The sequence below is a fragment of the Janthinobacterium sp. FT14W genome (genome assembly GCF_009208755.1).
Taxonomy (GTDB): domain Bacteria; phylum Pseudomonadota; class Gammaproteobacteria; order Burkholderiales; family Burkholderiaceae_D; genus Janthinobacterium; species Janthinobacterium violaceinigrum.
This window is the reverse complement of record NZ_WFLL01000019.1, coordinates 100,605-114,879: the sequence shown is the minus strand read 5'-3', so window position 1 is coordinate 114,879 and position 14,275 is coordinate 100,605. Positions and strand designations below refer to the sequence as shown.

The following is a 14,275-nucleotide window of genomic DNA, read 5'->3' as shown; positions in this document are numbered from 1 at the left end:
CCTGGGCGGCGCGCTGGCGGCCGGCGTGGCCGTGCTGGCCTTGCGTCCGCCGCTGGGCGCCTGGCCGTCGCTGCAGGAATTGCGCGCCGACTACCGCACGGGCACGGGCGAGCAGCGGCAAGTGGCCCTGTCGCAGCAGATGACGGTGCAGATGAATACGCAGACGCGCATCAATGTGCTGGCGCCGGAATCGATCGAACTGCTGGGCGGCGAAGCGGAAATCCTCGCCAGCGGCGCGCGCCAGCCCGTGACGGTGGCGGCGGGGGCAGGGCGCCTGCTGGCGCAGTCGGCCCGCTTCAATATACGCCACACGGGCGATGCCGTCTGCGTCACCTGCCTGGCGGGCGCCGTGGACGTGGTCTGGCAGCAGCGGCGCCAGACCCTCGATGCGGGGCAGCAGCTGGTGTACGACGACGGAGGCGCGCAAGCCGTCACGGCCGCGCCTGCGGGCGAGGCCAGCGCGTGGCGCACGGGCGCGCTGTCGTTCGTCGGCAAGCCGCTGTCCGAGGTGGTCGATGAAATCAACCGCTACCGGCCCGGCCGCGTGCTGCTGCGCAATGCCGAGCTGGGCCGCCGCCTCGTGCGCATGCGTTTTTCCATCGGGCAAACCGATGGCGCGCTGGCGATGATACGCGACCTGTACGGCGCGCAAATGACCAGCCTGCCAGGCGGCATCGTGCTGCTCAGCTGATAGCCGTTTGCCCTGCGGCAGGGCAGATAAAAATATTTTTCAAAAAACATTATCCCTTCCGCCGTCCAGCTACGTCATGGAGGCATGGACGCTTGCGCTACCGCCAGGCTCCGTTCCCTTCTCTCTAGCCAGGAAAACATTGCCATGACCAAGCTTCACACTGCCCAGCGCCCAGTCCCAAACGTCGACACGGGCGCGCAGCGGTCCTCCACGCTGGGCAGCCGCTTGCGGCTCACGCCGCTCGCTTACGCGCTGACCACCATGCTGATGGCGGGCGCCTTCACCACGCCCGCGCGCGCGCAGCAGGCGTTCAGCGGCGGCTGGTTCGCGGCCAAGGGCGCGGCGCAGAATACGGCGGCCACCTCGGGCCGGCTGCCGAATGGCCAGCCGCTGCCGCTGGGCAGCCGGCCCGAGGGCCAGCCGGCGAATCAGCAGTTGCAGCGCTCGCTCAACAACCTGAACCTGGCCGCGCGCGCCATCGCCGCCCAGCAAGCGGCCCAGGCGCAGGCGCGCCAGGCTGCCGCGGGCGGCGCCAGCGCGCCAAACGGCCTGGCGCAGGGCGGCTTGCAGGTCGACACCAACAGCCTGACGGCCGGCTGGCTCAACGCCCAGGCGCCCGTGCAGACGGTGGCGAACGGCAAGACGGCCGTGCTGGTGCAGCAGACGGCGGACAAGGCCATCCTGAACTGGGAAACGTTTAACGTCGGCAAGGACACGACCTTGACGTTCCAGCAGCAAAAGGATTGGGCCGTGCTGAACCGGGTCAACGATCCGCAAGCCCGTCCCAGCCAGATCCAGGGCCAGATCAAGGCCGACGGCACGCTGCTGCTGGTCAACCGCAACGGCATCGTGTTTACGGGCACGAGCCAGGTCGATACGCGCAGCCTGGTGGCGGCCGCGGCCCGCATCAGCGATGCGCAATTCCAGAAAAACGGCATCTACAGCGCCGGCACGGCGGGCGCCACGACGTTGACGGATGCGGCCGGCAAGGTGCAGGTGCAGGCGGGCGCGCGCCTGGCCAGCACCGCGCCCAAGGGCAGCACGGAAGGGGGCGGCTATGTGATGCTGCTGGGCCAGGAAGTCCACAACGGGGGCGAGATCAGCACGCCGAAAGGCCAGGCCCTGCTGGCCGCGGGCGACAGTTTCGCCATCAAGAAAGGCGTGGGCACGGACGGCAACCCCCTGTCGACCACGCGCGGCAGCGAAGTCACGCCCCAGTTCGCGGCCGGCAGCACGGCGGGCAAGGTGGTCAACACGGGCCTGATCCAGGCGCGCGAAGGCGACGTCACCCTGGCCGGGCGCACGCTGCAGCAGGAGGGCGTGCTGCTGGCGTCCACCACCACGGCCACGCGCGGCACCATCCACCTGAACGCGCTGGGCAGCGACGCGGCCGTCACCGTGGGACGGGGCGCCACCACGGCCATCCTCGTCGAAGACGACGGCAAGACGACGGCGCTCGACAGCCAGCGCGACGCCATGCGCGGCCCGGCCGTGACGTCCACGGAAAATATTCTCGCCGTCAACGACCGCCGCGACCAGTCGCGCATCGAGATCGGCAGCGCCGGCACGGTGGAATTCATGGGCGATTCCTTGACCCTGGCCACGGGCGGCCAGATCGCCGTCAACGCGGCCAGCCGCAGCCTGCTGCGCGACGGCGCGCAGCTCGACGTCTCCGGCGCCGTGGGCGTGAAGGTGGCGATGCAAGCGAACAATGTCGAAATCAACGTGCAGGGCAACGAGCAGCGCGATGCGCCCGTCAACCGCGACGGCAAGGCCTTGATCAACAACAATATCTGGGTGGACCGCCGCAAGCTCGTGTTCGTACCGAAAGGCACGAACGGCTACGACAGCGACCGCTGGTACACGGCGGGCGGCTTGCTGGAAGTGGCCGGCTACCTGGGCACGCAGGGGCACTCCGTCAGCGAATGGATGGCGCAGGGCGGCACGGTCAGCTTCGGCGGCAAGGACGTCGTCACGCAGCTTGGCTCCAGCATCAACCTGTCGGGCGGCACCCTGGACGTGCAGACGGGCGCGCTGCGCCAGACCTGGCTGAAAGGCGCGGACGGCAAGCTGTACGAGGCAGGCAGCGCGCCCGCCGACCTGGCGTATGCGGGCGTGTACAAGGGTTACGAGGAAGCGCACGCGCGCTGGGGCAAGGATGCCAGCGCCTTCTACGCCAATCCATTGATCGCCGCGCAGCAGCGCCTGGAAAACGGGTATACGGCGGGCCGCGACGCGGGCAAGCTGGTGGTGGCCACGGGATCGGCCGTGCTGGAAGGGGGCATCGCGGGCGACGTCTTCCAGGGCGAGCGCCAGGTACAGGCGCCGCAGGCGCTGCTGGACGGCTACCAGCAGTCGCAGCTGGCGGCCGCGCAGCGGGGGCAGCTGGTCGTGGGCCAGTATCAGCCCATGTTCGACAAGCGCACGGGCGTGCTGCAGCATGCGCTGTCGGCCGTCATGGACGAGGTGCGGCTGACGCGCGTGCAGGACGGCATCGCCGCGGGCCTCGACGTAAGCGGCGCGCTGGCGCCCGGACGCGAGGGCAGGCTGCTGCTCGACACGGCCTTGCTGAATGAGCAGCGGCTGGGCGCCATCCGCCTCGCCGCCAAGGGCGCGATCACCGTCGACAGCGCGCTGCAGGTGGCCGATGGCGGCAATATCACCCTGTTCGGCAAGGACGTGGCCATCAACGCCAGCCTGCGCAGCCATGGCGGCAGCATCGCGGCCGGCAATGTGCTGAACCAGATCGGCCCGCTGGGCATGCTCGACACCTTCGTCAATCCGGGCATCCCCCCGGGCAAGCTGGTGCTGGCCGACGGCGTGAGCCTCGATACCAGCGGCCTGCTCAGCAACGTGCTGCGCGACCCGCTGGCCGCCGCCGGCCTGCCTTACGTGAACGGCGGCAGCGTATCCCTGCGCGCGTTTGGCGACGTGCGCATCGGCAATGGCAGCCTGGTCGACGCGAGCTCGGGCGCGGCCATCCTGGCGCAGGCGAAACAGCAGGGCGGCAAGGGCGGCAACGTGACCCTGGCCAGTTACGGACCGAAGGCCGACCTGCTGCTGGGCGAGGGCGCGCAGGTGCGCGGCCATGGCGTGGCGGGCGGCGGCAAGCTGGAATTGCAGGCCAACAAGATCATGATCGGCAACGTTGAAAAATCCGAGGCCGGCAGCCTGCAGCTGGACGGCGACTTCTTCGACCAGGGTTTTTCCAGCTACAGCCTGGTCGGCAAGCAGGGCGTGACGGTAGCGGACGGCGCGCGGGTGGACGTGCGCATGCCGGTATTGCGCGTGGTGGACAATGAAAAACTGGCCCTGTGGACGCCGGAGCAGGTCACGGAAAACGCCTTGAAGGGCACCTTGACGCAGCGCAAGGGCGCCAGCCTGGCCCTGCAGGTGGGCGATATGCAGTCCGGCGCGGCCGACATGGCCATCGCCGAATTGCTGGTGGGCAAGAATGCCGTGGTCAGCGTGGATGCGGGCCAGTCCATCAAGCTGTCCAGCGTGGGCCAGCTGACGGTGGAAGGCCGCCTGAACGCCTGGGGCGGCCAGATCAGCCTGGGTGGCGTGAACGTCGACAAGCCCGTGTCCGAGGCGGTGGAAGCGGCCGGCCATGGCCGCTCCATCTGGATCGGCGACAACGCCGTGCTGGACGTGGCATCGCGCGCCGTCAGCGCCACGGATGCGCAGGGCCGGCGCTACGGCAAGGTGATCGATGGCGGCAGCATCGTCGTCGGCGGCGAGATCGACCATGCGCAGGGCAGCACCTCGGCGGCCAGCCTGTTCGTCGTCGTGCGCGACGGCGCCGTGCTCGATGCGTCCGGCGCGCACGCCGTGCTCGACGTCAGTGGCGACGCCATCGACGTGGCCAGCGCGGGCGGCAGCATCGCGCTGGCGTCGAACAATGGCCTGTACCTGGACGGCCAGCTGCGGGCCAGGGCGGGCGGCGCGGGCGCGGCGGGCGGCACCCTGTCCGTGGCCACGGGCACGCCCGAATACCTGAAAGTGCTGGCCACGCCCAAGGTGCTGCAGGCCCGCCAGCTGCGGCTGACGCAGCGCCAGGCCGCCAGCGACCTGGCCGGCGGCGTGACGGCGCGGGAAGCGGCCCAGGACGGGCCGCAGGCGCTGCAGTATGGCCATGGCCGTTTTTCCGTGGAGCAGGTGGAGGCGGGCGGTTTCGCCAACCTGGCCCTGCTGGGCGCCGCCAGCTTCGATGGCGACGTGTCGCTGACGATGCGGCAAAGCTTCCAGCTGTACGGCGCGCCCGTGCTGTCGCCCGGCAGTTCTCCCGACGCCAAGGTCAGCGTGGCGGCGCCGTATGTGCGCCTGGCCAGCATCAAGCCGGCCGGCCGCGATTTCTATACGACGCCCGGCAGCGCAGGGAAGTCGCCGGTCGCCCGGCAGATCAGCATAGCGGGCGACCTGATCGACGTGCGCGGCATGGTCGACGTCGTGGCCAACGACGTGCGCCTGGCCAGCCGCGGCGACCTGCGCTTCCTGCTGTCGCCGCTGGGCTGGGATGGCAATCAGGCGACGACGGTGTTGTCCTCGCCGGGCGACATGACCCTCAGCGCGGCCCAGCTGTATCCGGAAACGGGCGCTGGCGCCGCCGTGCGTGCCGGCTATGGCGCCATCGATGGCAAGCTCGGCTACGATCCGGCGCGCAGCCTGACCATCGGTCGCGCGACCGATGCCGTGCCGGCCATGCCGTCTTCCGCCTTCGGCTCGCTGGAACTGCGCTCCGCGCATATCGAGCAGGGCGGCGTGGTGCGCGCGCCGCTGGGGCGCCTGGCGATCGGCGCGGCCGGCGATGAGAATGACAAGAGCCTGAGCATCAGGCTGCTGGCCAACAGCATCACTTCCGTCAGCGGCGCCGGCATGCTCATGCCGTATGGCGGTACCGTCGATGGCCAGACCTGGAACGTCAGCGGCAAGCCGGTCACCTTGATGGGCGTGGGCGGCATCAATTCGCAGGGTGGCCTGCACAACGGCGTGGAAATGGCGGGGCGGGCCGTGGACGTGCAGCCGGGCGCGCTGCTCGACCTGTCCGGCGGCGGCGAATTGACGGGCGCCGGCTTCATCGCGGGCCGCGGCGGCTCCACCGACGCGCGCTACCATCCGCTGCTGCAGGTGGGGGCGAACGGCGGCTTTGTCCTGCCGGGCCTGGCCACCAATCCCGTGTACGCCATCGTGCCGGGCGTGCAGGCGCCGCAGGCGCCCGCGGGCGGCGAAAAGGCGGCCTCCGATCCGGCCGTGGGCCGGCAGGTGACGATAGGCAGCGGCGTGCCTGGCCTGGCGGCCGGCACCTACACCCTGATGCCGTCGACCTACGCCTTGCTGCCGGGCGCCTTCCGCGTGGAGGTGAACGGCCTGGCGGGCCAGGGCAACGGCGGGAGCGTGGCGCAGCCGTTGCGCAACGGTTCCTGGGCCGCGCCCGGCACCCTGTCGATCGCGGGCACGGATATCCGCGCGCCGCTGGCCAGCCAGCTGATACTCACGCCGGCCAAGGTCTTGCGTACGTATTCGCAGTACAACGAAACGCCGTACGCCGCCTTTGCGCTGGCCGACGCGCAAACGCGGGGCATTCCCCGCGCGCTACTGCCGTCCGATGCGAAAACGCTCAAGCTGAACATGATCCAGGACGGCGGCCTGGACACCTTCCAGTTCAAGGGCACGGGCAAGTTCGCCGCGGCCGAGGGGGGCTATGGCGGCACCGTGATCCTGATGTCGAGCAATAGCGCAAGGGGCGACATTGAAATCCTTGCCGACGGCGCGCCGGCCACCCGCGACGCCGGACTGGTCAGCGTGCGGGCCTCCAGCCTGAACAGTATCGGCGCGGCGCGTATCCTGGTGGGCAATGCCCCGTCGGTGGAATATGGCCAGGCCGGCAATTACGTGAGCTTCGGCGCCAGTTCGGCGCGCGCCATTTACCTGCGCGCGGGGGCCGTGCTGTCGGCGCCCGAAGTATTCCTGGTCGCCCAGGACCCCAGCAATTATCTGCTGGGCAACGGCTTGATCGATATCGCGGCCGGCGCCGGCATCAGCACCCTGGGCAAGGGCAAGGCCGCGTATGACGCCAACGACGGCTTCATCTACAAGAAGGGCCGCGAGGATGTGCACATGCTGGCCGCGTCGAACGGCTTGCTCAATGTGGCGCCCGTCGGCGGCGCGGCGCGCGGCGGCATCCGCATCGGCATGTGCGACGACGCCTGCGCCGGCACGGCCAGCCTGTACTCGGAAGGCACCCTGCTGCTGTCGACCAATGGCAGCTTCGCGCTGGACGACTCCGCCCGCTACGGCACGCGCAACCTGGGCCTGGCCGTGGGCGCCATCAACATGGGCAGCAGCGAAGCACTGGCGGCGGCCCAGGCCAATGGCACGCGTTCCAGCGGCCTGGCCATGAACCAGGACGTGCTGGACCGCCTGCTGCGCGGCGACACCAGCGCGGGCGCGCCGGCCCTGCAGGCGCTGGTGCTGAGCGCGGCCGACGGCGTCAATTTCTATGGCGACGTGCTGCTCGACACCTACGACAAGAGCACGGGGAAATCCACGCTGGAGCGCCTGGTGCTCACCACGCCCGCCATGTATGGCCAGGGCGATGCGGGCACGCTGGCCACCATCCGCACGGCCAACCTGGTCTGGGGCGGCGCACTTTCGCCGGCCGGCAATGTGATTGCGCATGGCGCCGGCACGGGCAGCGGCACCCTGAACCTGGAAGCGGAACGCATCGATTTCGGCTTCGGCCCGTTCACGCAGCCGGCCGGCATCGCCTCGTTCGACCGCCTGGCGCTGGGCTTTGGCACGGTCAACCTGAAAGCGTCGGGCCAGGTCACGGCCAACCACAAGGGCAGCCTGTCCGTCTACCAGTCGCAGGGCGCGTATGAAACGGGCAAGGGCTACCAGTACAGCGGCGGCAACCTGAACATCAGCACGCCGCTGCTGACGGGCGACGCCGGTTCCGCGCACAACTACACGGCGGGCGGCGCGCTGAAGGTGGCGGCGCCGGCCGGCGCGGCGCCAGCGGCTCCCGCCAGGAATAGCGACGCGCTGGGCGCCCAGCTGAGCCTGAACGGCGACAGCGTGAGCGTGGCGACGGCCGTGGTGTTGCCAAGCGGCAAGTTCACCGTCAACGCCCTGCATGACATCACCGTGGCGGACGGCGCGCGCATCGACATGGCGGGCCGCAAGACCGCCTTCTTCGACGTGGACAAATACAGCTGGGGCGGCGACGTGAGCCTCGACAGCGGGGCCGGCGATATCCGCCAGGGGGCGGGCGCCGTGATCGACGTGTCGGCCGAGAATAACCGCGCCGGCAGCCTGAAGGCCGTGGCGCTCGGCGGCGCGGCCGGCACGGTGGACTTGCAGGGCAAGATACTGGGCGGCGCCAGCGGCAGCTATGACGCGGGCGGCACCATGGTGCCGTACAAGAAGGGCAGCGTGGACGTGCGCGCGCAGACCCTGGGCGCCGGCAGCGCGCTGGACAGCCAGTTCGCGTCGCTGAACCAGCGCCTGAATGAAGGCGGCGTGACGGGCGCGCGCAGCTTCCAGCTGAAACAGGGCGACTTGACGATAGGCAATGAGCTGAAGGCGGGCGAGGTGCAGGTGGCCGTCGACAACGGCCGCCTGGCCGTGGCCGGCACCATCGACGCCAGCGGCGAGCGCGTGGGCAGCATCCGCCTGGCCGGCCAGCATGGCGTCACTCTGGCCGGCAACGCCGTGCTCGACGCGCACGGCACGGTCTTGCGCGTCGACAGCTATGGCAAGATCATCGACAGCCCGAACCGCGCCACGGTGGAGCTGAATGCGGGCGAGGGTGTATTGAACCTGGCCGGCGGCACGCAGATCGACGTGCGCCACGGCACGGCGGCCGTGGCCGGCAAGGGCAAGGGCGAACACGACGGCGCGGCGCGCGGCACGCTGGAGCTGAGCGCGCCGCGCCTGGGCAGCGGCGGCGCGCGCACGGACCTTGACGCGGCCACCTTTGGCGACATCGCCATCGCCGCCGGCGGCGGCTTGACCATCCGCGGCGCGAAATCCATCGCCGTCAACGCCATGCAGCGCTACGACGACGCAGCCTACGCCATGGCGCCCGATGCCAATGGCGTGCTGGCGCCCGAGCTGTCGGCCGGCGGCCGCCCTTACCAGGTGATCAACCAGGCTTACCTCGACAGCAAGCATGCGGACAGCACGGCCTTCATCGATGCGGCGCTGGCCAATACGAACTTGCGCAACGGCAAGCTGGCGGGCCTGGCCACGGCCGCGTATGCCGATGCGCTGCATGTGCGTCCCGGCGTCGATATCGTCAGCAAGACGGCGGATGGCGACCTGGTGGTGCGGGGCGACCTGGATCTGTCGGGCATGCGCTACGCCAGCCTGAACCCGCGCTTTCAAGTAAGCAATGCGCGCGGCTCGGGCGAGGTGGGCAGCCTGCTGTTGCGCGCCGGGGGCGACCTGAGCATCTACGGCAGCATCAATGACGGCTTCGCGCCGCCGCCCGCCACGCAGGATGACAGCGGCTGGAAATTGTTGCCGGGGCGCGACATCAACGGCAGCGACGTCATCGTGCCGGGCAAGGGCGTGACCCTGGCCGACGGCACGTTGTTCCCGGGAGGCATCGCGCTCAATTACGACTTGCCCGTCAAGGGCTTCAATCTGCTCGCCGACACGCGCCTGCCCGTGGCCGTGACCCTGGACCAGGCGATCACCGTGCCGGCCGGCACGGTGCTGGCGGCCGCCGTGCGCGACGGCGCCGGGAATATCGTCCACGCGGCGGGCACCTTGCTTGCCACGCAACAGACCTTTACTGCCGGCATGCGCCTCGATGCGGGCAGCGTGCTGAAGCAAACGGTGGCGGTGAGCGCCATGACCTGGCCCAAGGGCGTACCCCTGCCGGGGGTGGCGGGCGAGCGCTCGGTGTTCGCGCTCAATGGCAAGCTGGTGCTGGCCGTGGGTTCGCTGATCCCGTCCGGCACCGACGTCAAGCTGTTGCCCGATGTGGATTCAATCGGCCTGCGTCCGGAAGTGGCGGGCAGCCAGGGCAAGCTGTGGGCCATCGCGCCCATGCTGGCCGAAGGCTCGCAAGCGTGGGGCATGCGCCTGGTGGCCGGCGCCGACCTGGACGGGGCCGACACGCGCGGCGTGCAGGCGCATCCCGCGCGCGGCACCCTGCGCCTGGCCGACAGCCACTACGGCATGTACGGCATCCTGGTCCCGCCGAAGGGCGTGCAGTACTGGACCAAGGAAGCGCAGGAGCTGGGCGAGCGGGAAGGCATTCCCGGCATCGTGGCGGGCGAACCCATCACCGAGGAATTCACCAGCCAGTTCGGCCAGACTGTCGAGGTGTTTTGCGCCAACGACCCTACCATGTGCCTGCTGAAGGTGGCCTATGTCTGGACCAGGGAAGGCGTGGAAGAGTTTGCCGACCCCAAGGTCAAGGTGGGCGATGTGCTCGACCCCGTGGCGCTGGGCTGGCCCACCATTTGCGAGGAAAACCCCACCTGGTGCGGCACGTCGAACCCCACGTTCGACTACAAGGCGAGCAGCCTGCGCTACAGCGTGCTGCGCACGGGCACGGGCGACCTGGACCTCGTCAGCGGCGGCAGCCTGCACATGGACAGCCTGTATGGCGTGTACACGGCCGGCATGTCGACCACGCCGACGGCGGTCGGCGACCCGTACAACCTGCCGCGCGCGCGCAATGTCGACGGCAAGGTGCTGGGCAACCCCGACGGCGCGCATGAACACCTGGTCGACGGCGGCGCCGACAGCATCTACCGCGCCTGGTATCCGGAGCAGGGCGGCAACCTGCTGCTGAAGGTGGCGGGCGACTTGAGCGGTTCGCTGGTCGATAAGTCCAGCGAAATCAGCCAGCGTCCGGTCAGCAAGGATGGCATGGCCGATTCCGTGGCCGTGGGTAACTGGCTGTGGCGCCAGGGCAGCGGCGGCGTGGCCACGGGTGGCCAGCCCCAGCCGGTGGCGTGGTGGATCAATTTCGGCAGCTACGTGGGCCGCCCCACCCTGGCCGACACGGTGCTGGGCTTTACGGGTTTCGGCACCCTGGGCGGCGGCAATGTGCGCGCCGAGGTGGCGGGCGCCGCCGGCGTGCTGGCGCCGCTGACCGGCAGCACGTATAACGGCAGTATCAATCCCCGTTCGCAGGGCTTGCTGCTGGCCGTGGGCGGCACGGGCCGCATGCAGGCCGACGGCAGCCTGCTGCAGACGGGCGGCGGCGACCTGGAACTGCGCGTGGGCGGCGCCCTCAATCCAGGCGGCGGCTCCGGTGGCCGCCACCTGAATGGCGCGCTGGTCGATTTGCGTGGCCATGCAGAAGCGTCGGCCACGCAACTGGGCAACGTGGCGCTGCAGTACGGCACCTGGGGGGGCGATCACGTGCCGCTGGAATCGCGCGCCTACGACGCCTTCCGCGCCACGCGCGCCACGCCCCGGGGCGCCATGACCCTGGTACCGGGCGACGCCACGTTCAGCGTGGCAACCCTGGGCGACCAGGTGCTGCAGGATGTGGCCGACCCTGGCCGCGTGACCCCGTTCAATGCCACGCCGTTCACCGGCGCGGCGGGCGAGCAGGGGTATGGCTACGGCTGGTTCAGCCTGTGGACGCCGCGCACGGCGCTCGATCTGTTTTCCGCCGGTGGCAACATGATCCCGCTGACTGCGGCGATCGACACGGCCACCGACCTTGCCGTCGTCTATCCGTCCATCGTGCGGGCCGCGGCCGCGAATGGCAGTTTGTATTATGGCAAGGCGATCGGCAATCCGAATACCATCCGCGAATATGACCACCCACTGCTGCTGGCGCCGTCGCCCAACGCCCAGCTGCAATGGCTGGCCAGCGACTCCATCTATGCAGGCGGATTTGCCGTCAGCCAGTCCGGCGCCTCTGCCGACAGCATGGCGACGCCGTTCAAGCCGGGTTTCACGGGTTGGGATGTCCAGCCTAATGTGACCGATCCCCTGGCGGCGAATATCTCGAGCACGGGGACGGCGGCGACGAAATGGAACTTCCCGCTGTTCGCCTTCGGTCCCAACTCCTCGGCCGGTCCCGCCAACAGCGGCACGCAGACGGCCCGCATCTATGCCGTCACGGGTGACCTGGTGGGCGTGAACAGCGGCCGCATCCTCGAGTTTTTCGATGCCAGGCATGCCGGCATTACCTGGTACGAGGGTGGCCAGCCCGTGTGGATGAAGGCGGGCCGCGATATCGTCGGCAGCGGCACGGCGCAGCTGGAAGCCATTAACGGCAATACCAGCGGCAGCGACATGAGCTTCCGCAATATCAGCAACCTGGTCGTGCACAACAATGTGTATGACGTGTCGGTGGTGTCGGCCGGGCGCGACATCCTGAACAGCTCCTTCAACGTGGCCGGCCCCGGCACGCTGGACATCAGCGCCGGGCGCAACATATTGATGCAGGACAAGGGCAGCGTCGTCAGCCTCGGTCCCGTGGTGGCGGGCGACAAGCGTCCGGGTGCCGGCATTGCCATGCAGGCGGGCGTGGGCGCGGCCGGCCTCGATTACCTGCGCTTCGTCAAGCCGTATCTGGACCCGGCGAACGTGGCGCAGAAGGGCGTGCCGCTGGCCGAGCAGGCCGGCAAGGTGGTGAAAGCGTACGACAGCGAACTGGCGGCGTGGCTGGGCGAACGCTACGGTTTCAAGGGCACGGCGGCTGAAGCGCTGGCCTTTTACCTGGCCTTGCCCGAGCCGCAGCAGCGCGTGTTTGCCCGCACTGTGTATTTCGCCGAACTGAAGGCGGGTGGGCGCGAATACAACGACCGGGACAGCTCGCGCTATGGCAGTTTCCTGCGCAGCCGCAACGCCATCGCGGGCCTGGCGCCGGCCACGGACGCCAGCGGCAAGGCAATTTCCTATGCTGGCGACATCGTCATGTACCGCGGCCTGTACGCGGTGCGCAATGACGGTGAGCAGCGCTGGGATTACTACCCCCGCAGCGGCTACGTGCACACCAACTTCGGCGGCGACATCCAGCTGCTGACGCCGGGCGGCAGGCAGGTGTTCGGCATCGAAGGCGAGGCGCCGCCGGCGACCTCGGGTGTCATCACCAAGGGCGGCGGCAATATCGACCTGTTCTCGCACGGCAGCATCCTGCTGGGCCAGAGCCGCATCATGACGACGTTTGGCGGCGATATCCTCGGCTGGTCGTCGCAAGGCGACATCAACGCGGGGCGCGGTTCGAAGTCGACCATCGTCTACACCCCGCCCAAGCGCGTGTATGACAACTGGGGCAACGTGACCTTGTCGCCGGACGCGCCGAGCACGGGCGCCGGCATCGCCACCCTGGCGCCGATCGCGGAAGTGCCGGCCGGCGACGTGGACTTGCTGGCGCCGCTGGGCACCATCGACGCGGGCGAGGCGGGCATCCGCATCTCGGGCAACGTCAACCTGGCCGCGCTGAAGGTGATGAATGCGGCGAATATCCAGGTCAAGGGCGAGGCCAAGGGCATGCCGGCGGCGGCGTCCGTCAACGTGGCGGCCATGACGAACGCCAGCGCGGCCGCTTCCCAGGCCACGGCGGCGGCGCAGGACGTGGTGCAGCGCGAGCGCGCCGCCACCCGTTCCGCGCAGCCGTCCGTGTTCACGGTGCGCGTGCTGGGCTTTGGCAGCGAGGCGCCGCCCGACAGCGCGCAAGCGGCGCCGCAGGAGGGCGCGCGCATCGAAGCGGCCGACTACAACCCGCGCAGCGCCGTGCGCGTGCTGGGACTGGGGACGTTGCCGGAATCGGCCACGCGCCAGCTGACGGCGCAAGAGCGCAGCAGGTTGTCGCCATGATGGCCGGCATGGCGACGCTGGCCGATGCCTTGCCCTTGCGCATGCCGGGCGCTGCCGCCCATGCGGGCTTGGCCGGGTACCGGCCAGCCATCCGGCCCCGCCTGCGGGCGGCCAACGATGTGGCCCCGCCGCCATCGTTGCCAGCTCAGGGCGCCCGGCTGCAGGCGGTGCTGGAAGGCAACTACGCGGCGCTGCACCGGCGCCTGACGCGCCACCTGGGCTGCGCCGAGCTGGCCAGCGACAGCCTGCACGACGCCTGGCTGCGCCTGGGCGCGTGGACGGCGGGGGAGGGCGCGCCGCTGGCGCACAGCCCCGCCGCCTATGTGTTCCGCGTGGCCTGCAACGCGGCCGTGGACAGCCTGCGCCGCAACCGCGCCTGGCTGTCTGCGGACGAGGGCGCTGATGAGGCGAGCCTGGTCGATCGTCTTGCCGATACGGCGGCGGGACCGGAACGCCTGGCCGAGCTGCAGGCGGACGTGCGCCGCCTGGCGCAGGCCGTCGAATTGCTGCCGCGGCGCCACCGGCAAGTGCTCGAAGCGCTGCGCGTGGACGAGCTGACCCGCCAGGAAGTGGCCGAGCGGCACGACATGTCGCTGCGCAACGTTGATACGGCCTTGCGCCAGGCGCTCGACCACTGCGCCCGCCACACGGGCTACGCGGCGCTGGGCGGCGTCAGCACGCCCCGGCGCAGTTTGCGCTTGCGCAAAGCAGCGCACATGGGCGGCTGACGGCTGTTCTGCGTTCGTTCGCGTACATCTGCAGCCGCCCGACTGGCAGTTCGGG

At 69.8% G+C, this 14,275-nt stretch carries 3 protein-coding genes; all 3 read left to right on the top strand.

Annotated features, from left to right (window positions below):
• A partial coding sequence (locus GCN74_RS14740; protein WP_193317089.1) for a FecR family protein occupies nt 1–691 on the top strand: 691 nt, incomplete at its 5' end.
• 144 nt (nt 692–835) lie between these two features.
• A complete protein-coding gene (locus GCN74_RS14735) occupies nt 836–13,492 on the top strand; it encodes a filamentous haemagglutinin family protein (protein WP_152257373.1) in 12,657 nt (4,218 codons plus the stop codon).
• A complete protein-coding gene (locus GCN74_RS14730; protein WP_152257372.1) occupies nt 13,489–14,220 on the top strand; it encodes a sigma-70 family RNA polymerase sigma factor in 732 nt (243 codons plus the stop codon). The genes GCN74_RS14735 and GCN74_RS14730 overlap by 4 nt, the downstream gene beginning before the upstream one ends.
• Nucleotides 14,221–14,275 lie beyond the last annotated feature (55 nt).

Coding starts and splice junctions, on each gene's coding strand:
- GCN74_RS14735 (WP_152257373.1), top strand. CDS start 836: ATGACCAAGCTTCACACTGCCCAGCGCCCAGTCCCAAACGTCGACACG.
- GCN74_RS14730 (WP_152257372.1), top strand. CDS start 13,489: ATGATGGCCGGCATGGCGACGCTGGCCGATGCCTTGCCCTTGCGCATG.